Source organism: Clostridium fungisolvens (genome assembly GCF_014193895.1).
Classification (GTDB): Bacteria; Bacillota; Clostridia; order Clostridiales; family Clostridiaceae; genus Clostridium_AR; species Clostridium_AR fungisolvens.
In genome coordinates, this window is sequence record NZ_BLZR01000001.1 from 3,946,662 (window position 1) to 3,969,797 (window position 23,136).

Here is a 23,136-nt window from a genome sequence, read left to right on the forward strand (position 1 = left end):
CTTATTAAGCCTCCTTATAAACTATCTCTATTTTATTACAGTCGAAATAATTTTTCATTTTTTCTATAACATCATCTTTATCTACACTAAATTTAATTTGAAGTTTATTAATCTTATAAATTGTAAAATATTCATCTAGTAGATCCTGAATTGATTGTCTAATTGAAACAACCTCACTTAACTCAAGCAATAACTCTAGATTATCGTCAAATTTTTTATATAAATCTTTGATATCTATTACTTGATATCTTATACATTTTATCACCCTTTCAAATTTAGAAATAATATCCTTCTGTTCATAGTCAAGCTCCTTACTTGATAAATCTTCCTTATATTTCTTAAACATACTTGCGATTATTTTTTGTAATATGTATAAATCATGATTTTCTTCATCTGAAATCATCTTATCTTCTATTTCAATTTCAATCATCTCATTACCGTTGCTCTTATAATTACTACATGTCCCCATTTATTATACTTCCTTTCTTATTAGCCATAATGTAGATTGAAGTCAAAATTCCTTATTAACTTCCCATTATAGACATAATGAGCTTATCCAGAAATATAATAATATTTATCTTCATAAATTAATAAAATTATATTTCTTGCTCACTTGCCATCTAATTCCATTATACTACAAATTGAAACTTAATTCCTTATTATTCCTTATATTCCATGTTAACTTATTGTATAATAACTAATTCTAAAACTACATTTAGCTTGTCCACTTCGCTAAACACCCTCTTTTGTGAAAATGACATAGGACAGGCAACTCTTAAGCAGTTATCTAAGGTCAACGCCAGTCCTATTTACAAGCAAGCTTTTAAGCATTCCTCTGTGGTCCTTGCTTGTACACTTCACAAAAGAACGTTTAGCGGCTACGCCCAAATGGACAAGCATATGTACTATAGGTACAGATGATACTGCGACTCCCCTACCAGTCTCATTTGTTCTTTAATTTTTTTTGCTTTCCCTCCCGTTCCTCCTACTAACTTAATATGATATAAGATGCTGAAGGCATATTCTAATAACTTCAATTTCTTATAAACAAAATCAGCAAAAGGAGAAGCCATACTAGCAGCAATGCATGTCCATTTATCAAGTACAAGCATTGCTTAGCTGGTCCAGCTTCTCCTATTGCTGACACATATTAAACTTTATATTTTCATTTAAGCCAAATAGGAAAGTTTGTACAAGCTTCAATAGCCTTTGATAATCTCTTTTAAGCACTACTCACTGGTCCGATTATTATAGGCTCCAAAAGCTTGCACAAACTCTTTTAATATCATCCTTTATCTTGCTCAGAATGACTGAAGATGTTTAAATTTTAAAACTTTAATTTCACTTGAATCTATACTTATTGTTATACGATCAATACCTACTGAATTATGAGGACCAGTGTATGGCATTATCTCAATTTCCATGATGAAATAAGATGTTCTATCTCAGTTAGGTCTTTCTATGCTTATTATTTTATTAGCCCATGGAGCTACTAGATAATGAGTTCCATAGTATTTTTCAACTGCACTATCTATATAAGGACTAAGCATTGCCATGATAATGTCATTATATAAAACCTCCTTTGATTCTTCTTGTAAATTATAATTATATTTTTCTACTAGATTTATTTGCTCAGAGGCACTAGCAGTAAAATAAGAAGGTACGCATAGAAGAGTTGGCATAAAGAATATTATTAATAAGAACTTTTTCATTAAAATCACTTTCCTTTCTGATGAGATTAATATATTTTTAGTAATAAGGATATTTGTATACTCAATAGTAATTGCTACTTCTAAAGCAGAAGTTATTCACATTCCTCTTAATTAGATAACAATTTTCCAAAGAACTGTTTTTTTCTTTCTCAAATAATTAAGCCCTCATAAGCTACAATTAAAATCGAATCATATAAGGGCTTGTTTAATAGCAACCGATATTATCTATTTATATTACGGCACTTACTTATATAATATATATTTAAAACGTTCTATTTGATTAAAATTTTCTGCCCTACATAGATAATGTCATCATTAGCAATATTATTCAGTGAAGCTATTTTTTCAATTGTAGTTCCATATCTTTTAGATATTGAACATAATGTATCTCCTCTTGCTACTGTATAATAATTAACTTGCTCAGTAGGCCCATTATGTCCTGATACATTCAGCTCAAATGCCCTACATATACCTTTAAATATTGCCTCTGCCATATTCTCTGGATTATAATTATTCATGTCAATAGGACTATCACAAAAAGCACATTCTATAAGTATTGCAGACATATTAGTGTTTTTTAGTACAAACAAATCATTTCTTGCTTTTACTCCCCTATTAGTAAGTCCTAACTTTGCAATCTCAGGTAGTATTATTTTAGCAGCTTCTTCAGCTCTTCCTCCTGGAATACATAATATCTCCGATCCATGACCTCCAGTACATAGATTATGATGAATAGAAATAAAGAAATCAGCATTGTTATTATTTGCAGCTTCAACTCTTTGATTTAGAGAGTCATAAAGACTAGTTGCACTCCTTGGAGTACAGTTAATAACAGTCAAGCCTGCAGCTCTGCATTTTTCTATAAGCTTTATTCCTACTTCATAATTAAGCTCATTTTCTGATCTTATACCTACTGCTCCCCCATCAAATTGAACATTGTGGCCTATATCTATAGCTAGTTTTGATATTTTCATGAATATCTACCTCCTTTTCCTTAGATATATGCCGACTGGCATATATTTTAGTTAAGAGGTGATATTTTATGGATTATAAACATATTGAAAATCTAGTACTGCTTTGTAAGGCAGATAATGAAGAGGCTAAAGAAACATTAGTTTCAGAGTTTAACCCTTTTATAATAAATCTATGTAAGAAGTCTTTTGTAAGTGGATATGAATTTGAAGATATAAGAAATGAATGCTATAAAACCTTATTTAATTGCATAAAGCTTTATCAACCTGAAAAACATAGGTTTGTGGCTTACTCTACTAATGCCATTAAGAATTCAGTAAATTGTCTTATAAGAAAATCTGTAAGGAGACAGAAAACTGATGGTTCTAAGGTAGTAATGTTAGATACTACCTTGGAAAACATAACTTGTTACGATTTGATTTCTGCTGAGGATATCATTTACCGCAATCAAGTAAAATCTCATGTAAACTCTATTATTAATACTCTAACTCAAGAAGAGAAAGAGCTTATAAGATATATTTTCTTTAAAGGTTACTCTATGAAAAAGTACTCTGATTTTAAGATGATTCCTTATTTCAAGGTAGTTGATTTGAAAACTAATATACTTAATAAACTCAAGCTCGCCTTTAGAGTAGAAAAGCAACATATACTCATAAATTAGGTCATTGCTCCACAAACTCTCTTCAAGTATAATTTAAAGAAACATCTTATAGCCATACCAAAAATGTAATGAGACATAGGTTTTACTATTAAAACTTATGTCTCATTTTAATTCCTTAAATATAACCTCAGCCATCATGTCCATGATAAAATTCATTATTATCTTAGCAAAACCTATTATCTCATGTTTCTACTCACATAATTAGATAAGTTTTTAATATTCTTTTCTTTTTTATTTATTATTAAGCTATACTTACATTATTCGATAATAGTATACTTAACGATTGCTATACTATATCTATTGATTCATTAATCTTTTAGCCAAAGTATATTATCATAAATTAAAATAATAACTACAATCCAATAAATCAGTACACTTTTATTTTTTTACAAATCTGATTCCACTTCAAGCTAGATTCAGTATTATGCTTCCAAAACTCCTTTTGTGATAATCTAATCTTATAATGAGCTTTTATCGCCTCATACTCAATAGCGTAAGCAAGTAATAAACTTTTTTGTTCCTCAGACTTTATACCGATTGTAATTAATTCTTTATAAAAGGAATCATATAGTTTTTCTAATCTTACCTTATAAACAACAAGTGTAACAAATTCCTCAACAAAGTAAGCAGAAAATACTGTTTGAGATATTACCAACATAATGCCATAATCTTTATAAACTAAACATGTAGAAACAAAAGCCAAAAGAGCAGCTGTGATTCTGGCACTTTCATTCAACATCATTCGCCCTGCAGTTGTCTTACTAAACATTATGCTTTCAAAAGCATTTACAGAAAACTTCATAAAATTATTAGGCAGGTCATTGTTGTAGTATTCATTTGTTTCATATTCTGTAATATCAATTCCAAGCCCATTTTCTATAGCAGTTTCTCTACGAACACTCTCTGCATTGTACCAAAAAAAATTATCATCTATTATTTTCAAAACAACATAAAAAACAGATGCTAAAATCTGAACTACTAATAAAATGTTAGCAACTGTGCTGATTTTAATTATACAGCCAGCTAAAGAACAAGCTACATTAATCCAAAACAACCATTTAATAATACTTTCTATTCTATTTGGCCACAAATACAATTGATTAACATCATCGCGTCTTGCCATTTCAAAGCTCCGGGAAAACTTCTTTTATTTTATTCATGGCTGTATATGGATATCCATTTTTTTCATTTTGCAATGCTTCATCAATCTTAGAAATTGCATTATCTATTTTATCAGCATTATAATATGTTCTAAGCTTATATAATGAACTTTTTAGGAAATCAGTATAACTTGTACAATTTATATATGCATAAGTCATTTCATTAGCAATTTTGCCTTCTAACTCATATGAATATAAACCACGATAATTCTTTTGTATATTCCAATGTTTTAACAACCTTACAACTGGTTTTATTTTATAAGAATTATTTTTATTACACTCTACAAGTTTGTTATTGAAATCATTTGGATTTGTGTACATCCACTCACTACTATTTTTAGGGATATAGTACATGCTAAAGTATACATATGCAGGTACAAGTTCAAATTTTATATGGTTTAGTTCCAATACAATAGTTGGGCTAGATTGATAAATTTCCGATGTGCTATATCTTGCCTCTGCAAAATTCTTGAGTCTATTTAGAAATGACTGTGGCTTATAACTGTTAGGATTTTTAAACACTACCATTAAATCAATATCTGATCCTTCATCTGCTTTTCTAGGTAATATAGTTTCACGAGTGTAAGATCCAAAAATTACTTTATCTATAATCTCATCCCCAAAATAAGATGTTAATCTCGTCTTGAGCGTATCAATAGATGTTGTTATACTACTTTTTTCATTCGAGTTCAATACTAGTGAACTTCCTAAGTCTTGTAAATAGCTATTAACTGACATACCTTGTATTCCCCTTTCAATAATATATCTACCATAATTATAAATTACAGATTTTACCCTTTTAATTCCTTAAATATAACCTCAGCCATCATATCCATGATAAACTTCATTTTAGCTTCATCACTAAAGAGGCTCATAAAGAAGTTATCATTTTCTTCATAGCGATTAACAGCTACATCTTTGAACTTTTGTTCATATAGATATTTAAATAGGGATTTATCATTTGCTTTTGCTGCATTAACAATCTTTTCATCTTTAGCAAAGTCTAGCTTCATTTGCTCTAGAACCTTATCTTGTTCTGAGAATTCTGTTCCAAATCGTTCATTCATCTTATTAATAATCACCGATAGTGGATCATTCTTCTTTTCTCTTCCACCTACTCCGCCTTTTATATTAGGTAGATAGTCATCTGTGCTTTCCATAGCAATACTTCCATCAAAGGTCTTAGATAGCTTATAGTATTCCAGCATGATTTTATCTGAAATTTCTACTGGTCCATCTTCCCCAGATGGAGGCAGACATTTAGCTAAGAGTTTTGCATATACAAAAAACTTCTGCATATCCTTATCGTACATACGGCATACTTGTATGATGAAGGAGTAAATACGTATGAACCTTGCTAAGTATGATTTAAAATCATCTCTCTCATGATCTTCTTTAGCCTTATAACGATCTAAGGCTGGTTTAATGCATGCTGTAAGAGTAGATTGTACATTCTTATCACTCTTTGAATAATATGCTTCTGCAAATCTTTCTACTTCTAATTGCTGATATATTTGATACTCATCTAACTTATTTTTCAAATCATAAATAACATTAGGATCTGTTTCTTCTTCTAATACAGTCGCTTCATAATAAGGCTGGAAGGAGTTCTGTATTTCCTCTGCTGAATTTACAAAATCAAGAACAAATGTATCTTCCTTTCCTCTCATGGTTCTATTAAGTCTTGAGAGTGTCTGTACAGCTTTTACCCCTGACAATTTTTTATCCACAAACATAGTGTGTAGTAATGGTTCATCAAAGCCTGTTTGATACTTTTCAGCAACTATTAGCATATTAAAAGCATCAGTATGGAATTGAGATTTAAGTTGATTTTCTTTAATGTTTTTTCCATCCTTATCATGATTTAGCTTTTCCTCTGTAAAGTCTTCATCATCATCTTTAACAGTACCTGAAAATGCAACTAATACATCTAAATTAGTATAGCCTTGTTCCTTTATATATCTTCTAAACTCTAATAGATATCTTACTGCATGAAGACGAGAAGAAGTAACTATCATTGCTTTAGCATGTCCATCTATTTTATTCTTTGTTATACTTCTAAAATGCTCTACCATAATTGCAGTTTTTTGTGCCAAATTATGTGGATGCAAGGACTCATACTTTGAGATTTCCTTACTTGCCTTGCTGCTATCAATGCTTGGATCATCAGCTACCTTCTTAGCAATCTTATAATACATTTTATAGGTAGTGTAATTTTTCAATACATCTAAGATAAAATGCTCTTCAATAGCTTGCCTCATAGAATAAATATGAAAAGCTCTAAAAGTTCCATCTGTTTGTTTTTCTCCAAACATCTGTAAGGTCTTTTCCTTTGGAGTTGCAGTAAAGGCGAAGAAAGATAGATTGTTTAATCTTCCATGGGATAAAAGTTCATCAACTAATTCATCCTGGAAATCAGAAGTATTTTCCTCTGACTCACTTTCCATCTGTCTATACTCTTCTAATACATCTTCAGTATTGCCTAATGCTTTCTTTAATTTTTTTGCAGCTTCTCCAGTTTGACTTGAATGAGCTTCGTCTACGATAATAGCAAAGTTACTTCCATCTTTTTTTACCTGATCGTAGATCACAGGGAATTTTTGCAGTGTAGTAATTATGATTCTCTTTGCTGTATTTATAGCATCTCTTAAATCAATAGCACGCTTTTTATTATCAATACATTCAACTACTCCAAGTACATGGTCAAATTGATAGATTGTTTCTTGAAGCTGACTATCTAGTACTCTTCTGTCTGTAACAACTATGATTGATTGAAATATTTTTTCATCTTCATCATTATGAATACCAGCAAGTCTATGAGCAAGCCAAGCTATAGAGTTAGACTTACCACTTCCTGCACTATGTTGAATCAAATAATTCCTTCCAGCGCCATTTTCTTTAACATCTGAAAGAAGCTTAGTTACTACATCTAACTGATGATAACGAGGAAATATTAGACTTTCTTCAGTATACTTCTTTCCTTCCTTATCTTCTTTTTCTTCCTTTTTAAGATGAAGATATTTATGAAGTATCTCCATTAATCTATCTTTACAAAGTACCTTTTCCCAAAGATATGCTGTTTGATAACCATCCGGATTAAGAGGATTTCCCGCTCCCCCTACATTGCCAGCACCGTTAGAACCTTGATTGAATGGAAGGAAATAAGTGTTTTTACCACTTAATCTTGTGGCCATATACACTTCATATAAGTCCACAGCAAAATGAACTAATACTCTATTTCTAAACTCAAATATAGCCTCTTTGCCTGATCTATCAAGCTTATACTGGTCAATAGCATTAGATATTGTCTGCCCTGTAAACTGGCATTTAAGCTCCATAGATACCACTGGAATACCATTCAAAAATAATACTATATCAATACTATTTTCATTTAAGAGAGAGTAATGAAGCTGTCTTGTACAATGAAGTATATTCTTATTGTACTGTTCTACAGTCTCATAATTCATCGAAGTCTCAGGCTTAAAATAACAAACCTTAAACTCAATGCCCCTATCCTTAAAACCTTTTCTTAATATCTTTAAAAGTCCATTAGTGCTAACTTCTTTGCAAAATCTCTTAATAAAGCTATCCTCTGCAGAAGTTCCATAAACAGTACAATATCTCTCCCACTTTTTAGGTTGGGTTGATTTTATAAAGTTAATAAGAGTTTCTTTGTCTAAAGCTAACTCTCTATCAAAACTTTTAGGATTACCTTTTTCATACCCACCCTTTGTTATAAGATATTCTTCAATAGCCTCTTCAAAATTCTTTTCCTTAATCAATTCATCCGTCATCTTTTATACCATCCCCTACTACTCTAACTCTTTTAATGTAAAGTTAACTCTAGCTATTTCTGCTGCCTTAGATAATTTCTCTTCAAATAATTCTTTAGATAATATCTTAGTTAAAAACACAAAGTGAATTATATTAAATCTTACTGGTGGCTATGATTCTATCTCATCTTCAAGCTCTTTATATAAATAAGTAGGGCCTTCATACCACAGCTTAGTATCTTCTTTCTCTAGCACACTATATACCTTAGAATTATAGACTTCTAGTAAGGCCTCTTCCCAAGTTATCTTTTTGTCCTTTGACAACATCTCAGTTACCTTTGCAACTTTTAATGGAATGAATATATGAACATTGTCCTGTGTTATCTCTGGTAATGGCATACTAAATCACCTCGCATTCAATAAAATCTAAAAAGCTAAGGGCCTTTATAGAATGGAAAGATATTTGATCTGCTAGTTTATATGTTCTAAGTTCTTTTATTGCAGTTTCAATATCCATAAACTTGTTTTCAAAAGCATTAAGACAAGCGTAAACTCTGTCATCCGCTACCGGTCCTTTTATAATATCGTAGTCATGAGTATACCCAGCATTCATCCTATTATCTATTACAAAATTAAGCCACTGCTCATTTGCTTCATCAAAAACTATAGTCTTTATAGCTTTATCATTAAAAATATCTTCATCAAATTTATATATACTTATAAAACCTTGAGTAGAATTTTCTCTAGCCTGCTTTATCTTTGCCCATTTATAGGCTTGCTCTTTATTTGAAGTAGTGTAAAAGCCATTTCCGAAATCTAGAGTTCTATTGGCTTTTAATATGGCAGGCTTCTCAACCTTAACATTACTACCATGGTATAGTATCAATATTTATCCCTCCTGCATTCTTTTAAGCACACAGCAATTATTAAAAGTTATATCCCCTATTTCTTAGGAATATCTCAATTTCCTGAATTATATAATCCTTACCCTGTGTGTGTAATATATCATAGTTTTCAGCTAAAAAATGAATTGCATTACTATCCTTAAATAGGTTAGCTACATCCTTTCCCTTCATGTTGTGCTTCACTTTAAAATTTTCTATACAAAAAGAAACAAACTCTATTATCTGTTCTTCCCTATTTAACTCACTCATCAAAGCTCTCAACACCTTCTTAAAATTAATATTTTTTATAAAATCATGATTATCTAATGATGCTAACTTACTATATATTCTGCACCAAAACTACAATTTTAGCATTAAGTAAAGCTTATACACCACTATATGTACTTAAATATATAGCAGTGTATATATCTTAGATTTATCTTATATGCCATCTATACTTCTCTTTTACCAGTGACACATTCGTAGATTAGGCTTTTTTTGTATTCGGTTAGTTTTTGGATTAATACGTCTTTTTGTAGTATATATCTATCAATTTCACTGCATTTTTTCTCTAGATAGCAAATTATGCTAGTTTGCTCCTCAATTGTAGGTATCGGAAAACTAAAATTATTTATTTTTTCTTGAGATAGCGATGACATTATTGATCCATCCTGAGATAATCCAGTGTACATCTTAAAGATTGAACTACTCAAAACCCAAAATAAGTACTTATTTGTATAATATTCTGTTGTAGGCCTCACTACTAGCAAATGACTATTTAGTGACGCTAATCCTGGTAAGCTATCTATGTACGCCAATTTTCCAACAGTTCCATCCTTAGTTATAATTAAGTCGCCAATCTTTATATGAATATCTGGTGCTTCATCATATCTTTCTTTTGAAATATGATAACATTTATTCCAGTTAACACTTCCCCCTTCAAAGTCAGTTCCTGTAACTAAGTACGGACCATCATCAATAAATTCAGATGCCTTTAATCCTTGCCAACCTATTCTGCCTTTTAAATAAGTATTATACTTTATTCTAAAATAATTCCAATGTTCAGGAATTTCCCCAATCCATTCAATTCCACTATATTTCATTGGTACATCAGGCTTTAATCCCTTTGTCACTGCTTCTGTAATAACTGATTGCTTATATGCTTTTAGCTTTTCAATTACCTGTTTTTGTTTTTCTATAGTTTCGTCTATTTTAGAACACTTAGTATTCAAATAATTCCTTATTTTCAGTTGCTCCTTATCTGTTGGAATTGGAACACTATAATCTAACATCTCTTTCAATGTTAAGCTAGCTTGATTTGCTGTACCATGCGCAATTAAATCAAGATACTTTCTAAAAGCATGGGTAGATAAATAGTAGAAAAGAAATAAATTATCGACTCTTTTTTTAGGCATCCATCTTACTACATTTTGATTCAATAACGAGTTATCTAACTCCTTAGGTAAAAGTGCTAATTGACCCACAGCTGAATTTACTACATCCGGTGTACTTCCAACAGTTGACATCAGAATATCATTAGTTGATAGCTTGACATTTACATAATCATTTGCTATTTCTTCTCTAATAAAAGCTTCACTCTTTACAACTGTTTGTTTTTTCAAGTCACTTGCTTTTACAACTGGAACTCCATTATCTGAAAACATTTCTGATTTAAATGCATATCCTTTTGTTGTTTCAACAACTGACTTTAACTTCATAATAGTCCAATCCTCAGGTATCTCTCCAATCCATTCAATCCCACTGTCCTTCATCTTCCTAGTCATTGAATATTTCCTCCAAAGCTCCTGATAGTTCCATCTCTATTTCCATTATCTCAGCCATTAACTCCATAGCTGGCTTTGGTGGAGTGTATTTATAGAAGTAACGTGTAAATGGTATTTCATAGCCTATCTTTGTCTTGCTTTTATCTATCCATGCATCTGGTGCAAAAGGTAGCACTTCTCTTTTAAAGTATTCATCTATATGTTCTTTTAGTGGTACATTTTCTGTATCACGAAGGGATGTGTCAGCTACTGGTTTTCCTTTTTTAAGTACAATTTCTCCATTTTCATCAAGCTGAGGTCTTTCTACAACAATCTTTGCATAGCCAAAATCTTCATTATCAAATACTTTGCTTATTTCTGTTTCTTTAAACTCGCCATATAGTTTTGTTATCTCATCTATATAATGCTTAGGAATATCATTTCTCTTATTTCCTAGGGACTTTCTGCGTTTTTCATAAAGTTCACTTGCATTAATAAGCTGCACTTTTCCCTTACGATAGGATGGCTTCTTGTTTGATATTATCCATATATAAGTAGCTATTCCTGTGTTATAGAAAATATCATTTGGCAAGGCTACAATAGCTTCTAACAAGTCATTTTCTAATAAATATCTTCTTATTTCAGAAGGTCCACTACCAGCATCTCCTGTAAATAATGGAGAACCATTATGAATAATAGCAACCTTTGAGCCTTGAGGTTTCATCTTTGAAATAGCAGTTTGTAAGAATAGCATTTGCCCATCCCCTACTGCTGGTAGTCCTGCTCCAAAGCGTCCTGCAAAACCTAGCTTAGCTTCTTTTTCAACTGCAGCTTTATCATTTTTCCATTCACGTCCAAAGGGAGGGTTGGAAAGGATATAGTCAAACTTATCTTCTTTAAATTGATCATCAGATAATGTATTTCCATTCTTTATATTATCTGCATTTCCACCTTTAATAAGAATATCTGCTTTACAGATAGCAAAGGTTTGATCATTTATTTCTTGGCCAAAGCTTATAAGTTCAGCGTTATTATTAAGCTTTTTCAAATAATCATCTGCAACAGAAAGCATACCACCAGTTCCGCAGGCAGGGTCATAAATTGTCTTAGCTATACCTCCAGTTAATAGATCACTATCATGATCAAAAAGAATATTAACCATAAGCTCAATAACTTCTCTTGGAGTATAGTGCTGTCCAGCATCCTCGTTATGTGCTTCTGAGAATTTACGTATGATTTCTTCAAATATATATCCCATCTCGAGGTTAGATATTTTATCTGGATGCAAATCAGCCTTAGGAGTTGTAAACTCTTGAATAACTATATATAAAAGATTCTTTTCTGCAAGCCTTGTTATCTGACCATCAAAATTAAACTTTTCAATTATGCTGCGAACATTTGAAGAATATCCATTTAAATAAGATCTAAAATTAGCTTCAATCCCATCAGGATCACTAAGTAACTTTTCAAAATCATATTTACTTGTGTTATAAAATGAATATCCTGATTCTCTAGTTAAAAATACATCCTTCATAGGAAGATGGCCTACTGATTCATTCTTTTTAAAAACCGCTTCTTTAGTATCTGCTAATATACAGTCAAAACGTCTGATAACAGTAAGTGGAAGAATAACTTCACCATATTCATGTGGCTTATATACTCCTGTTAATTTATCAGCTATTGCCCATATCAAATTTGCTTTTTCATTTATGTTGAAACTTATACTCATTTGTAATAATTCTCCCTATTTTTGATTTATTTGTTATATATAATTATAACACGATTTTTCAAAATCGAGTCATCAAAACAAGGTTCTATAAAATAAACACTAAAAGCTTGTACATTTGGGCGTAGCCGCTAAACATTGTTTTGTGCAGTGTGCAAGCTGTGACCCAAAAGGAATGCTTAATAGTAGCTTGTAAATAGGATAGGCATTGACCCAATATTCCTTCTTAAAAGCGCCTGTCCTATGTCATTGCTACAAAACAGCATGTTTGGCGAAGTGTGCAAGCTTAAAACCCAGTGATAGTTTCTGGAGCAATACATCTATAAATTTATGAAATTGTAAGCAATAAGGGAGGGACAGCATAGGTAGGTTGTTGACTTATAATATAGGGAGTGGATATTAGATTAAGACTTTTTTGTAGGACAATTTAGTTTAAGTGCATACGCAGTTAGAAGCGCTCACTTGTAAAAAAATAATCTTACAATGGGAAGTTGAGATTTAGATTATTTTTTTAGGGGTGAGTTTTAGGTTAGGAGCTGTTTGGATGTCATGAGGATTGTCATAGAAAAAAGTGTCCTTATTCATTTCTATAATAATGTCATAAACTAGCTTATTATTTGGCTTAGTACCAATTTTAAAGTTTTCAGGTTATAAAAGAATACTAATAGTAAAGATCCCGACATAAGTAAAGGATAGGAAATCGTTCATTAAAAGTTGAATAATACGGTATTTAAAACACATGTAAATTATAGTTTATTTGGTATATAATATGAGTTAGTTCGATATTAAACTGCTCTATAAATTAGAATATGTAAAGATGAATTATTATTTACTGTAGGGGAGGATAAAAACATGGTACAATACCGATTCTATTATGACGAATCAGAGCATAGCAGAAAAATCAATCTTAATACGGTAAATGCTACGAATTACTATGATAATTTTATAGCTGTTATTGTTGGTTGGAAAATCGAAAGCGAAAAGTCGGTCTTTGAGAAGTATGCTGCTTTCGAAGAAAAGTACACTGATCGTAAATCAAAAGGAGAATTAAAAAGTCAGACACTTAATCAGAGCCAATTTAAGAACGGATTTGCTTCTATGAATAAAAGTAATGTTTGCTTTCTTACTGATTTCCTTTTAGTATTCGATAGTGATATTGAAGTCTACTTTTCTGTAATAAGTAAGATCGAATTTATTATTTCTCAGCTCTTTTATGGTTATAATAATAGCTTTTTCTGTGATATTGATGCTATGAAGTATTCAATTGTAAAAGCGATTTTAATGTATCAACCAAAAGAAATAATTGAGGGTATATTTGAAAATACAGAAGAACTTGTAGCAACTTTGAAAGCTTTTTTTAAAGATAGAATTCAACAAAACAAGGTGAATTTATCGTTAAAACAAAGAGAAACTAAAGCCTTTGAAGAAATTTTAGAGATTTTATATGATATTCACGATGTAAGTACTATCGAATGGAATTATGATATAGCTTTTTTGGGGTTTAAAAAATACATAACAGAGCGAGCAATAAATGATTTTATATTGGTAATAGATAAAGAGGGCGAAAGCAGCAATACACTAAATGCAGCTAAAAAGGTCGGTTTTAGTACTGCGATAGAAGTTGATTCAAAATGCTCAATAGGAGTCCGTATTTCTGATATGTTGGCTGGTTTGCTTTCCAAATTACTTAAATCATTGCATAATTCATTGAGGTATAATTCTTCTGATGAACAACTTCAAAAGAAAATTCTAAGCAAGGAATGGTTTTTGCTTAGCCAAGACCAATTAGAATTGTACAAGAAGTTGTATATAATCGTCTGTAAATTAAATAATGCTTGGTATAAAACCTTTTCAGGTAAGTACTCTGATGACTTAATAATGTTGATTGCGTTTTTAAATTATATGAATCATTTTTCCTCGACGGAAGAAATAAGAAAACAGAATGTTGATATGCAGGGCGAGTATTTTAACTCATATGCATGTGAGTACCTTGAAGATTACTTTGACAGAATGAGAAATAAACTTCCACTTAATCCAATATCATCAGATGCAAAGAACTATTTTTTCAATAAAAGAGGCGCAAAAGTGTTTTTTGATGTACGACGTCAACCGTTATTGAAGTTCACGAATGGACATTGCAAATGTAGTGTTCTTTCAATTGGATTTAGCAGAGAAGGTATTCCATTGGCTACTATTTCAGAAGCTAAAGGAAATTATTGTTATAGATTGCCTAAAGATTTAAGCGAATGGTCAATGTCTGTAGTAGGACTAGCTAATATGGGAATGAATATGTTTCCGGCAGAAGTTGTTTTTATAGAAGATAATGGTAAGTTTTATGCTGATGTTTTATAACAAAATTCATCTAATCTATTAAACTAAATAACTAATTTTTTAATATTACTAAGATATATTTAAATATTAAATTAATGAAAATGCCGTATTATCCAAAATGAATATGCGGTATTTTTTAGTACTCAATTCAGGGAAAATATGTATATAAAACCAACAATGAATATTACTAACTTTTAAACTTATAAATTTAAATTGTATCTCATAGAATAAAAGCAGTCATATCTCAGACTGCTTTGCTTCTATCCCACCTTATATTCATCAACATTCTTAGTTATTATTTGAGCTCCAGATTTCTGAATAAGCTTTCCACCAGAACTAAAGAATGCATCTTTACTTATTATTACATCCATTGCAGTTGATATTTCAGCTGCAGTTAAAGTATCCTTGACACCTTTTATCGATAGATTGATTTTATCTCCACTTTCATTCTTAAATGTAAGGACCAAATATTTTGTTTCCATTCTCACTTCCTCCTTTCTGCGAAGTTGTAATTAAATTTGCTATTTTCTTTATAATTTATATATCCTCTACTAGATAATCCTGCTGCTTTCTTATATAAACTATATCTGAGCTCATTAAACCTTCTAGAGCTTTTCCTACTGAATATAAATCATCATCGGTTAAGTCTAGTCTTATATTAGAAAACCTTTGGCTGCTGAAGGTATCGTCTCCTTTGTCATTTGTTCCAGTCTTATACTTTAAGATCATTGCGTTACCGCTTAATATTGCTGTTGCCATCCTTGTCACCTCCTCTCATAGCTTTTAGTGTTCAAAGCTTTAGATACTCTCCTACCTTTTAGGGTCTACTCTGCCTCACCAAATTCTTCTTCAAAGCTAAAACTATTTACAACCTTTGTGGTTCTTTCGGTATAGTCATCAGCCAATTCATCAAGTCTGCCACAGATATATTTTAAAGAGCATCCTTCACAATTTTTTATTACTTCATTCTCTAATAGTGAGCAGCTAAGTTCATCTCCATAGGTAGAGTCTCTTATTGCCAAAGCTATCTGCATCTTATCAAAGCTCAGTACCTCTTCTGAATTAATTGAAATAGAATCTTTAATCATAAAATCATTCCTTCCCTTGCTATTTAATTGAGCAATTTATTACTCTTCTAATTAGCTTATATGCCTCAAAGTCTGATTTTTAGGGTTTATTTAAATAATTATTTAATCAAAAAAATATATCTTCATATAAAGATATATTTAAAAATTCATATAAACATAAAATTAAATATTTAATAAATCATATAAATATATAGGAAACATGCGGGTTTAGAGGTTTCAACTTCATTTTCAGTCACTTATTTTTCTAAAATTTATATACTTCAGGCATATAAGAATCTATATAAAACAAATAAAATAAGTCGTTGTACAAGCTAGTACACGAGATATAAAATGGAGGATTTATAAATGGCTAGAAAGAAATCAAAGAGTTTTACTATAGATAAAGATGATTTAGCTTATGAAGAAGAGGTAGAGATGAATGGTTTTATTGAAGATACGGTTGTTGGTACACCTGTTGCTACTTTTAATTTTTGTGAAGAGGCTTCTAGTGCTCCACCAGCTAATAGCCAACTTGATTCTACCAATAAAGATAACAGTACTAATAAAATTGATTTAAATATTACTAATTCCAACGTAACAAAGACCAATTCTTATAATGTAAATAATACTAACACTATTATAGATAACAGAACCTTAAAGTCCCAACCGAATGGAGTAACCCCTCCTATTGATGGAGAAGCTTTTGTAATAACTCGTACTTTTAAATTTAGAGTATCTACAGCAAGACTTCTAAATGAAATCAAGGCAACTCATCCTGATCCAAATGCTTATCTAAGTACCATAATAGATACTGCTATAAGAAAGTATCATGATTATATTTTCAAAGAAGGTGGAACTTTTCTTTAATCTTTCATTCACAGGCATATATATCTTATGAATGGAGGTGATTTCAATATGGAGGTTAATGATTTAGTAAATTTGATCTCGAATACCGGTTTTCCAGTTGTTATAAGCGGATATCTTCTTATAAGACTTGAAAAACAGATAGTTGGATTAAGTGCATCAATCAATAAACTCAATACCATAATATCAACTAAACTTGGAGTTGTTGTAGATTATTCAGATGAAAATAAAAGTGCCTAAACACAATTATTAAAGGCATCTAAACACTCCAAAGAAAAAATAACTATAAATTTCCCAAAACTTTTTAACTAAGGCATATATACTAATTGAAAGCTAAAGACAGAGAGCTTTAAGCTTCAAAACTAAATTCTAAAGGGAGGAAAACATTATGGCAGTAAATAAAGTTTTAGACACAACTTCATTTGCAATCGAGGTTGAAAGCGGCACAGATAAGACCGGTGCAAAGATCTACAGAAAGAAGACTTTTTCTGGAGTAAAGAACAGTGCAACTCCTGAAAATGTATATGCTGTAGCTGATGCTATAAAAGCTGTTTTAAGTGCTGGTACTAGAGACTACTACTTAAATGAAGCATCAAAGATAGTAAATGCTTAGTAATTCTTAACTACTAAATCTAATTAAGTGAAAGGAGAAAAATCATGGAATATACATTATCTTTAACTTTTGTTAACACTGCTGGGGACAAGGTATCCCTAAGCATAGCAGGTGTTAAGCCTGATATAACTAAAGATGAAGTAAACAGCCTTATGGATACCATCATAGCTAAGGATGTATTTGAAAACAAAGGTATTTCTTTAGCTTCAAAGTATGGTGCTCAGCTGACTCAAAGACAGACTACTAAGTTTGATCTGTAGTAGCCTAGCTATGAAAAGCGTACTGAAAAAATTCAGTACGTTTTTATTTGTTTGTGAAGTTATTATATTTTTCGATATACAAAGGTATCTTATTAAAACCAAAGGCTTTCTTTATAGAAAAGTATTTTCAAATATCAACTAAATGTTTTAAATAATCTGGCAGTTTATCTTGTTTAAGCTTGTAGAAGTAATCTAATTAAATCCAATATATAAAAATTAAGAACGCAGCATAAAAAGAAATTTTAGATTTACTAAGCTTCGGCTATCAGCTGAGGCTCAATATAAAAACAACTTTTTGCCACTATTTATATTATGGTTCACCGTAACGGGTATAACGTAGACTTTTTATCTTTATTACTTAACATCAATATATATCATAAAATTTTATATTAAGGATTTTTTGAAATATCAAGTATAAGGAGACAAAAAAGATGGGAGCCAATACTATTAACACCAATATGAAAAATAGAGTAGAAGCCGAAAATGGAAAGGTACGTGTAAGTGTATCCTACGAGCACATTTGTCCTACTGATAATTCTTTAGCAATTTTATTAAAAAACAACAAGCACAAGAATTAGCACAATTAATTATCATATCTGCGTATTTGATGGAGGATGATAACAAAATGATTGCCTTAACTATTTTGAAAACTAAAGACGGACAAGACTGGAATAAATCAGTTTCAGTTACAAATTATTAACATATTAACTCCTAATTACGGTTTTAATTATTTTATAACTTAATTCATATCTGTAAACAAAATAAAATCAGAGGATACTTTTTCAATAAAATATCCTCTGATTTTATACCATTCAAATAAATTAACCGTATTTTCATAAATATTTCGTACCGTCAGGATTACTACATCTGCATTAGCTCCATCCACTTCTCTTTCAAATTTTTCATCCTAATATTATTTCTATATAATTAATATTATCAATTTTTTTATTTTACCTTTAAAACTATAAAAGTTTTTCTAATTACTTATAAGCTTCATTTAAAGATTTATTGTAAATAAACGAGGCTCCCCATCATTACGGATATTCTTACACTTCACGTAAATTTGCAAACCAATTTTAGTAAAGGTATTAGAACATAACTAATACCTACTATCATCTTACACATTTATTTTTAAAACCGATATATTTAACTATGTTAAATATTATTTATATCCTTATCAAATAAATCCTTAACCCTTACGTTATTGGTGAATCTTTTCTCAAACTTAGGTAAAATAAACATATCAGCAGCGGCTGCAGCTGGGAATATGCACCCCAGAATAAATCTTATAGTTTTGATTGGTATGTTATCATATTTTGGTTTTTGAGTATCAATAAGATTTAAATACTCATACACTAATTCTTCCTTATTATCTGACTTTAAGTTAAAAATAAATTCTCTAAGTTTACCAGACTTTTCTCTTATTTTTAAAGCATCTTTAATATCAATTTTCCCTTCATTACTTAACTTTTTAATATCTGGAACATTATCAATCTGACATAGATATTCAAAGTTTTTTGATTGATTATCTAAGTTTTTATAAATTTTACTAAACCTAGATTCAATGATATCTGTTGTACTACTGCGTGTCCATAATGTGTTAGAGTTTACAAAACTGGATGTAAATATAGCAGTATTAGCATATAAAATATTAAACATATATCCTGATAAAATTCCAAAGAGTCTTCTTTTATCATCCTCGTCTTTTAAATTTGTTTCTATAATCAATTTATCATCTTTTAAACCAATATCATACTCTGCAGTTTCCAATAAACTTTGTCCTAGTATATCTAATAATGCACTATTATTATTTCTTTTACATAACTCCTTATCTCTCAATTCATTTAGTAAATTGTTCCTTAGCATTTTATTATCAAAATCTTTATATTTAACACTCTCCATATTATCAAGTATTAGCCTTGTTATTTTTTTACTTTGTCCTTTTGTTGACCAACATTCTTGGAGCGTTCTTTTAACTATTATATCTATCTTTTCTTCAACTTCATCATCTCTTGTGGCTTCAATAAATGGTGTACCAATTTGCATTCCTAGATTATCCTTATTTCTTACTCCTAAACTGAAATCACTATTTACAAATACAATAATCTTATTCTTAATACATTGTTTAAATATATCTTCTCCTAACATTGATATTAATTCACTTATAGTTTTTTCTCTTCCGTATAAGGATAAGTATATCTTGTCATATAATATTAAACTTTCAATTATTTGAGCTTTATTTAACAATATATCGTGTGGTCGTTTAATATATTTTATGTCAAATGGTTCAATAAAAATTGAATTCTCGCCTTTTCCCATATGTACCTCCATAAAATCACTCTTATTCTTAATTTTTCTATATATCCCATTTTAATTATATTATATTTCATTAAAATTGCTTAAGCAACAATTTTCAACTGCAAAGCTAACTAATAATTTTGTATCTGACACCTTTTTTACACAATACTTAAGTTTTTGTAATATCAATGCTTGAGAGTCACTTTTTTATATCAAAAAAATCCAAATTCATATACAACAAAAACAGAGTGATGCACTATCCATATTACGTTAAATCATACAATAAAGTAACGTAAGTTTTAACAGTACAATCTTTATCCTTTTGCATATTTCTATACAAAAAGTCTACGTTATTTGTGATTCAGTTCACCTTGCAGAATTACAAGCATTATTAAATGTGGTAAAAGTGGTTCCCACTCCACCAACTATCCTACTATTACATAAGATACTGAATCTTTTATACATAAACAAAAGAGTACATGTTAATTTATTCCTGAAAACTTCCCTTTCTTTATAAGTACCACAATGTAGTCTTCCTTACTCTCCACCATCCCATTAAGCATATATCCCTTACCGTAAAGCTCTAAGAATTCTACTCTCTTTCTTAGCTGCTTAGACTCATAAGCAAGCTTCATATTCTCAGCAACCAAAGTGATATTCTCTCCAACTAACCTTTTAATGTGTTCTTCCTTTTCTACTAGACTTTTTCTTAAATCATGAAGTTCTCTATCAACATCCTCTTTCATTCTTTCTCCACCTTTCAATTCTTGATGATTAATTTCTCAGTTAACTTCTAATTCACCTAAGTAGCTTCTTCTCCACTTCCTTCTGATAAAACAAGAGCTGATATTCCTCAAACCTAGTCATTCCCTCTTCCCCCTTCCTTACCAACTCCATAAAGCAGTTTTTGTTCCAAATCATCATAATCATATGTTCTTTGCTCATAATCATTAAACCTAAGATTCCCCTTATTGCTATTAGCCTTGGTTGACTTATTAGCTTCATCATCCTTTGGATAACCTTCCTTAGCCCAATTCTTTAATATGCCATTTATATAACTCATAGTAGGCTTACCTACTTCTATAGCCTTATCCATAGCTTTCTTTACATATTCAGCAGTATGCTGAGTTATAGCAACTTTAAGCGCACCTAAATTAACAGTATACTCAAACCCTGTTGCTGTCTCAAAGTACTTTAAGAGAATAAGAGATTGATCAGACTGTGATTCAATAGAAAGAGTATTACCTTGGAAATATGAATTTGACTGTGTTTGATTATCCTTAGTTTGAGATAAATATAGATTTTGTGATGAAATGCTGTTTTGCTCTGCTGCTGTAGATTGGTTATTACATGTACTTTTATTAAGCTTTAGGCTTGATTGTGTACATTGATTTTGATTGTTATACTTTAATGCTTCGTTATCTGCTTCTGTATATTTCTCTTTCTCTGTATCTGTAACTGTATTTGTATATGGTTCTGTATCTGTATCTGTATCTTTCTCTGTATTGCCGTCCTTTCGTGTAGCGACTCCTTTATTTACTTTCCCACGATTCATTAGCGTATCGCAAAAACTTAGATAAAGCTCTTTTATTGGTTGATTTAATATACTCTCGGCAACATACACTATAAGTGACTTGTCCTTAACTTGCCTCAACTCTTTAGTCAAGCAGTCCATTACAGGCTTGCCTCCTCTTGCTAGGTTGTACTTCCCCCAGTTTTTAATGGCAAGCTCTCTTGTCTCCTTATTATAGGTTATTATCTTATGATGGTTAATAAAACGTTCCATAAGGCTATCTATTGTTTCAATACTATATCCAAGCTCAAAAGCCATTTTCTTTTTGGTTATTACATAAATCCCTATACTTGTAGTTGAAGGATTAGTTAAAAGATATAGATAAAAATACTTATCCTCAGGTGACATTTCCTCCAGTGTTCTTGGATCTGTCCAAAATTCTTCATAAATTAATCTATATGCCATATCAATACACCTCTCTAAATTATACTAATAAAATAATTTGAAATTATTTAGTCCTTTAAATGTTGGAGTCAGCTTCATCACCTTGCAGTTTTTCAAATACGCTTTGAGTATTTTTATGTTCATAAAGCACCTCACATATATACAGTTTTAAACTTCTACTAAACTTCACAATATGTTATATTAAAGATAAGAGCTTTGCAGAGCTCTTATCATAGTTTCAACTTATTAAAGTACCCTTTTGCAGAGGGTATTTTTATTTTTATCTTTTATTCATAGCTCTTCCTCTACTAAAAGCCCATTTGCTATCTCTATATCTCTTAGAATCTTTCCTTGAGCTTTCCACTGACTTAAGTATTCTTTAGCTCTTTCAAACTCTAATGCAGGGGTATTCCTATAGGAGTTTATCTGGAAATAATCCTTGTAGTCTCTCCATACTGCTGAAAATACGCTGCTTCTTACACTCTTATCTTTATATGCAGTACTATCTTTCCCACCTAAAGCTTTTATAGCAACATACTTAGCTATCTCCTGAATAACAAGCTGCTGTCCATAATCTATAGTCATATTCTGCTCTAAGTTCTCAACTCTATCTTTAATCTTAAGAGTAGCTGCTATAAGCTCACCAACTTCTGAATGTATTAATGATATGGCTTTAAATTCATCATTCTTACTAATCTTTATCTCTTTATTAGTTTTGAAATAATTATCTATTAGATAGTCATATACTTCCCAGGCTCTATCTGTATTTAAACTCTTTGCATGAAGCAATGCTCCTTTTTCTGTCCATAGATAAAGACTTCTTACTTTACTTGAATTTTGCGTTCCGTAATTTCCGTATTGCAAAAACTCCTTTAAGTCCTCTCCTTGAAGATAATAATAATGCTTTCCTTCAATATACCTATCTCTATTGAAGCTATAATTTTCTGATATTCTTTTTACACTAGTTTCATAGCTATCAGCTAACTGCTGGGTTGTTAGTACTCTTATTCCTTTATTCTCAATAACCTTTAAATTCATTGCTTTCCTCCTATCATATTTTCTTATTAACCCATATCATGTTTTTAAGGATATACC

The 23,136-nt window shown here is 30.6% G+C and carries 24 protein-coding genes and 1 pseudogene; 7 read left to right on the forward strand and 18 right to left on the reverse strand.

Features of this window, described 5'->3' with window-relative positions; all coding sequences use genetic code 11:
- Positions 1-4: 4 nt before the first annotated feature.
- The 3 genes and pseudogenes from bsdtw1_RS17375 to bsdtw1_RS17390 all read right to left on the reverse strand — a co-directional run bounded on the left by bsdtw1_RS17375 (position 5) and on the right by bsdtw1_RS17390 (position 2,686).
- On the reverse strand, positions 5-469 hold the full coding sequence (locus bsdtw1_RS17375; RefSeq protein ID WP_183278810.1) for a hypothetical protein: 465 nt from the start codon (positions 467-469) through the stop codon (positions 5-7).
- An 832-nt stretch (positions 470-1,301) separates the two neighbouring features.
- Positions 1,302-1,712: pseudogene (locus tag bsdtw1_RS23540) on the reverse strand (DUF3888 domain-containing protein).
- 272 nt (positions 1,713-1,984) lie between these two features.
- Positions 1,985-2,686 carry an N-acetylmuramoyl-L-alanine amidase gene (locus bsdtw1_RS17390; RefSeq protein WP_183278813.1) on the reverse strand — a complete coding sequence of 234 codons (702 nt, stop codon included), beginning with the start codon at positions 2,684-2,686 and terminating at the stop codon, positions 1,985-1,987.
- 68 nt (positions 2,687-2,754) lie between these two features.
- On the opposite strand from bsdtw1_RS17390, the gene bsdtw1_RS17395 reads away from it, so the two are divergent.
- The gene (locus bsdtw1_RS17395; RefSeq protein ID WP_183278814.1) at positions 2,755-3,345 is read left to right on the forward strand and encodes a sigma-70 family RNA polymerase sigma factor; all 591 of its coding nucleotides are present in this window, start codon (positions 2,755-2,757) and stop codon (positions 3,343-3,345) included.
- A 367-nt stretch (positions 3,346-3,712) separates the two neighbouring features.
- On the opposite strand, the gene bsdtw1_RS17400 is transcribed toward bsdtw1_RS17395, so the two are convergent.
- The 8 genes from bsdtw1_RS17400 to bsdtw1_RS17435 all read right to left on the reverse strand — a co-directional run bounded on the left by bsdtw1_RS17400 (position 3,713) and on the right by bsdtw1_RS17435 (position 12,654).
- Positions 3,713-4,468 carry a hypothetical protein gene (locus bsdtw1_RS17400; protein WP_183278815.1) on the reverse strand — a complete coding sequence of 252 codons (756 nt, stop codon included), beginning with the start codon at positions 4,466-4,468 and terminating at the stop codon, positions 3,713-3,715.
- Position 4,469: 1 nt separating this feature from the next.
- The gene (locus bsdtw1_RS17405) at positions 4,470-5,243 is read right to left on the reverse strand and encodes an SMODS domain-containing nucleotidyltransferase (protein ID WP_183278816.1); all 774 of its coding nucleotides are present in this window, start codon (positions 5,241-5,243) and stop codon (positions 4,470-4,472) included.
- A 53-nt stretch (positions 5,244-5,296) separates the two neighbouring features.
- Positions 5,297-8,299 (reverse strand): type I restriction endonuclease subunit R, encoded by a 3,003-nt coding sequence (locus bsdtw1_RS17410; RefSeq protein ID WP_183278817.1) that lies wholly within the window; start codon positions 8,297-8,299, stop codon positions 5,297-5,299.
- A 150-nt stretch (positions 8,300-8,449) separates the two neighbouring features.
- Positions 8,450-8,677 carry a hypothetical protein gene (locus tag bsdtw1_RS17415; RefSeq protein ID WP_183278818.1) on the reverse strand — a complete coding sequence of 76 codons (228 nt, stop codon included), beginning with the start codon at positions 8,675-8,677 and terminating at the stop codon, positions 8,450-8,452.
- 1 nt (position 8,678) lies between these two features.
- The gene (locus bsdtw1_RS17420; RefSeq protein WP_183278819.1) at positions 8,679-9,164 is read right to left on the reverse strand and encodes a DUF3990 domain-containing protein; all 486 of its coding nucleotides are present in this window, start codon (positions 9,162-9,164) and stop codon (positions 8,679-8,681) included.
- Positions 9,165-9,204: 40 nt separating this feature from the next.
- Positions 9,205-9,432 (reverse strand): DUF3791 domain-containing protein, encoded by a 228-nt coding sequence (locus bsdtw1_RS17425; RefSeq protein WP_183278820.1) that lies wholly within the window; start codon positions 9,430-9,432, stop codon positions 9,205-9,207.
- 182 nt (positions 9,433-9,614) lie between these two features.
- Positions 9,615-10,946 (reverse strand): restriction endonuclease subunit S, encoded by a 1,332-nt coding sequence (locus tag bsdtw1_RS17430; protein ID WP_183278821.1) that lies wholly within the window; start codon positions 10,944-10,946, stop codon positions 9,615-9,617.
- Positions 10,939-12,654: a type I restriction-modification system subunit M gene (locus bsdtw1_RS17435; protein ID WP_183278822.1), complete on the reverse strand. Its 1,716-nt coding sequence runs from the start codon at positions 12,652-12,654 to the stop codon at positions 10,939-10,941. Before bsdtw1_RS17435 ends, bsdtw1_RS17430 begins: the two co-directional genes overlap by 8 nt.
- Before the next feature lie 849 nt (positions 12,655-13,503).
- Between bsdtw1_RS17435 and bsdtw1_RS17440 the strand changes: the two genes are divergently transcribed.
- Positions 13,504-15,003 carry a hypothetical protein gene (locus bsdtw1_RS17440; protein WP_183278823.1) on the forward strand — a complete coding sequence of 500 codons (1,500 nt, stop codon included), beginning with the start codon at positions 13,504-13,506 and terminating at the stop codon, positions 15,001-15,003.
- A gap of 239 nt (positions 15,004-15,242) precedes the next feature.
- On the opposite strand, the gene bsdtw1_RS17445 is transcribed toward bsdtw1_RS17440, so the two are convergent.
- The 3 genes from bsdtw1_RS17445 to bsdtw1_RS17455 form a co-directional block, all read right to left on the reverse strand.
- The gene (locus bsdtw1_RS17445) at positions 15,243-15,464 is read right to left on the reverse strand and encodes a DUF2922 domain-containing protein (RefSeq protein ID WP_183278824.1); all 222 of its coding nucleotides are present in this window, start codon (positions 15,462-15,464) and stop codon (positions 15,243-15,245) included.
- 55 nt (positions 15,465-15,519) lie between these two features.
- On the reverse strand, positions 15,520-15,741 hold the full coding sequence (locus bsdtw1_RS17450) for a DUF1659 domain-containing protein (protein WP_183278825.1): 222 nt from the start codon (positions 15,739-15,741) through the stop codon (positions 15,520-15,522).
- 65 nt (positions 15,742-15,806) lie between these two features.
- The gene (locus tag bsdtw1_RS17455) at positions 15,807-16,070 is read right to left on the reverse strand and encodes a hypothetical protein (RefSeq protein WP_183278826.1); all 264 of its coding nucleotides are present in this window, start codon (positions 16,068-16,070) and stop codon (positions 15,807-15,809) included.
- Between the two features lie 345 nt (positions 16,071-16,415).
- Here bsdtw1_RS17455 and bsdtw1_RS17460 point away from each other — a divergent pair, with 345 nt between their 5' ends.
- The 5 genes from bsdtw1_RS17460 to bsdtw1_RS17480 all read left to right on the forward strand — a co-directional run bounded on the left by bsdtw1_RS17460 (position 16,416) and on the right by bsdtw1_RS17480 (position 18,364).
- Positions 16,416-16,916 carry a hypothetical protein gene (locus tag bsdtw1_RS17460; RefSeq protein WP_183278827.1) on the forward strand — a complete coding sequence of 167 codons (501 nt, stop codon included), beginning with the start codon at positions 16,416-16,418 and terminating at the stop codon, positions 16,914-16,916.
- Positions 16,917-16,964: 48 nt separating this feature from the next.
- Complete coding sequence (locus bsdtw1_RS17465; protein WP_160680298.1) at positions 16,965-17,153, forward strand: YvrJ family protein; 189 nt, start codon at positions 16,965-16,967, stop codon at positions 17,151-17,153.
- A gap of 148 nt (positions 17,154-17,301) precedes the next feature.
- A complete protein-coding gene (locus bsdtw1_RS17470) occupies positions 17,302-17,526 on the forward strand; it encodes a DUF1659 domain-containing protein (RefSeq protein WP_183278828.1) in 225 nt (74 codons plus the stop codon).
- A gap of 44 nt (positions 17,527-17,570) precedes the next feature.
- On the forward strand, positions 17,571-17,786 hold the full coding sequence (locus bsdtw1_RS17475; protein ID WP_183278829.1) for a DUF2922 domain-containing protein: 216 nt from the start codon (positions 17,571-17,573) through the stop codon (positions 17,784-17,786).
- Positions 17,787-18,217: 431 nt separating this feature from the next.
- Complete coding sequence (locus bsdtw1_RS17480; protein WP_183278830.1) at positions 18,218-18,364, forward strand: hypothetical protein; 147 nt, start codon at positions 18,218-18,220, stop codon at positions 18,362-18,364.
- Between the two features lie 577 nt (positions 18,365-18,941).
- Here the strand turns inward: bsdtw1_RS17480 and bsdtw1_RS17485 are convergent.
- The 4 genes from bsdtw1_RS17485 to bsdtw1_RS17500 form a co-directional block, all read right to left on the reverse strand.
- Positions 18,942-20,105: a hypothetical protein gene (locus tag bsdtw1_RS17485; RefSeq protein WP_183278831.1), complete on the reverse strand. Its 1,164-nt coding sequence runs from the start codon at positions 20,103-20,105 to the stop codon at positions 18,942-18,944.
- Between the two features lie 461 nt (positions 20,106-20,566).
- Positions 20,567-20,830 carry a hypothetical protein gene (locus tag bsdtw1_RS17490; RefSeq protein WP_183278832.1) on the reverse strand — a complete coding sequence of 88 codons (264 nt, stop codon included), beginning with the start codon at positions 20,828-20,830 and terminating at the stop codon, positions 20,567-20,569.
- A 113-nt stretch (positions 20,831-20,943) separates the two neighbouring features.
- On the reverse strand, positions 20,944-22,062 hold the full coding sequence (locus tag bsdtw1_RS17495) for a DnaD domain protein (RefSeq protein ID WP_183278833.1): 1,119 nt from the start codon (positions 22,060-22,062) through the stop codon (positions 20,944-20,946).
- A 270-nt stretch (positions 22,063-22,332) separates the two neighbouring features.
- The gene (locus bsdtw1_RS17500) at positions 22,333-23,079 is read right to left on the reverse strand and encodes an ORF6C domain-containing protein (protein WP_183278834.1); all 747 of its coding nucleotides are present in this window, start codon (positions 23,077-23,079) and stop codon (positions 22,333-22,335) included.
- Between the last annotated feature and the right edge of the window lie 57 nt (positions 23,080-23,136).

Coding starts and splice junctions, on each gene's coding strand:
- bsdtw1_RS17475 (WP_183278829.1), top strand. CDS start 17,571: ATGGAATATACATTATCTTTAACTTTTGTTAACACTGCTGGGGACAAG.
- bsdtw1_RS17435 (WP_183278822.1), bottom strand. CDS start 12,654: ATGAGTATAAGTTTCAACATAAATGAAAAAGCAAATTTGATATGGGCA.
- bsdtw1_RS17445 (WP_183278824.1), bottom strand. CDS start 15,464: ATGGAAACAAAATATTTGGTCCTTACATTTAAGAATGAAAGTGGAGAT.
- bsdtw1_RS17430 (WP_183278821.1), bottom strand. CDS start 10,946: ATGACTAGGAAGATGAAGGACAGTGGGATTGAATGGATTGGAGAGATA.
- bsdtw1_RS17470 (WP_183278828.1), top strand. CDS start 17,302: ATGGCAGTAAATAAAGTTTTAGACACAACTTCATTTGCAATCGAGGTT.
- bsdtw1_RS17495 (WP_183278833.1), bottom strand. CDS start 22,062: ATGGCATATAGATTAATTTATGAAGAATTTTGGACAGATCCAAGAACA.
- bsdtw1_RS17390 (WP_183278813.1), bottom strand. CDS start 2,686: ATGAAAATATCAAAACTAGCTATAGATATAGGCCACAATGTTCAATTT.
- bsdtw1_RS17450 (WP_183278825.1), bottom strand. CDS start 15,741: ATGGCAACAGCAATATTAAGCGGTAACGCAATGATCTTAAAGTATAAG.
- bsdtw1_RS17410 (WP_183278817.1), bottom strand. CDS start 8,299: ATGACGGATGAATTGATTAAGGAAAAGAATTTTGAAGAGGCTATTGAA.
- bsdtw1_RS17455 (WP_183278826.1), bottom strand. CDS start 16,070: ATGATTAAAGATTCTATTTCAATTAATTCAGAAGAGGTACTGAGCTTT.
- bsdtw1_RS17375 (WP_183278810.1), bottom strand. CDS start 469: ATGGGGACATGTAGTAATTATAAGAGCAACGGTAATGAGATGATTGAA.
- bsdtw1_RS17425 (WP_183278820.1), bottom strand. CDS start 9,432: ATGAGTGAGTTAAATAGGGAAGAACAGATAATAGAGTTTGTTTCTTTT.
- bsdtw1_RS17460 (WP_183278827.1), top strand. CDS start 16,416: ATGGCTAGAAAGAAATCAAAGAGTTTTACTATAGATAAAGATGATTTA.
- bsdtw1_RS17465 (WP_160680298.1), top strand. CDS start 16,965: ATGGAGGTTAATGATTTAGTAAATTTGATCTCGAATACCGGTTTTCCA.
- bsdtw1_RS17405 (WP_183278816.1), bottom strand. CDS start 5,243: ATGTCAGTTAATAGCTATTTACAAGACTTAGGAAGTTCACTAGTATTG.
- bsdtw1_RS17480 (WP_183278830.1), top strand. CDS start 18,218: ATGGGAGCCAATACTATTAACACCAATATGAAAAATAGAGTAGAAGCC.
- bsdtw1_RS17415 (WP_183278818.1), bottom strand. CDS start 8,677: ATGCCATTACCAGAGATAACACAGGACAATGTTCATATATTCATTCCA.
- bsdtw1_RS17440 (WP_183278823.1), top strand. CDS start 13,504: ATGGTACAATACCGATTCTATTATGACGAATCAGAGCATAGCAGAAAA.
- bsdtw1_RS17395 (WP_183278814.1), top strand. CDS start 2,755: ATGGATTATAAACATATTGAAAATCTAGTACTGCTTTGTAAGGCAGAT.
- bsdtw1_RS17490 (WP_183278832.1), bottom strand. CDS start 20,830: ATGAAAGAGGATGTTGATAGAGAACTTCATGATTTAAGAAAAAGTCTA.
- bsdtw1_RS17400 (WP_183278815.1), bottom strand. CDS start 4,468: ATGGCAAGACGCGATGATGTTAATCAATTGTATTTGTGGCCAAATAGA.
- bsdtw1_RS17485 (WP_183278831.1), bottom strand. CDS start 20,105: ATGGGAAAAGGCGAGAATTCAATTTTTATTGAACCATTTGACATAAAA.
- bsdtw1_RS17500 (WP_183278834.1), bottom strand. CDS start 23,079: ATGAATTTAAAGGTTATTGAGAATAAAGGAATAAGAGTACTAACAACC.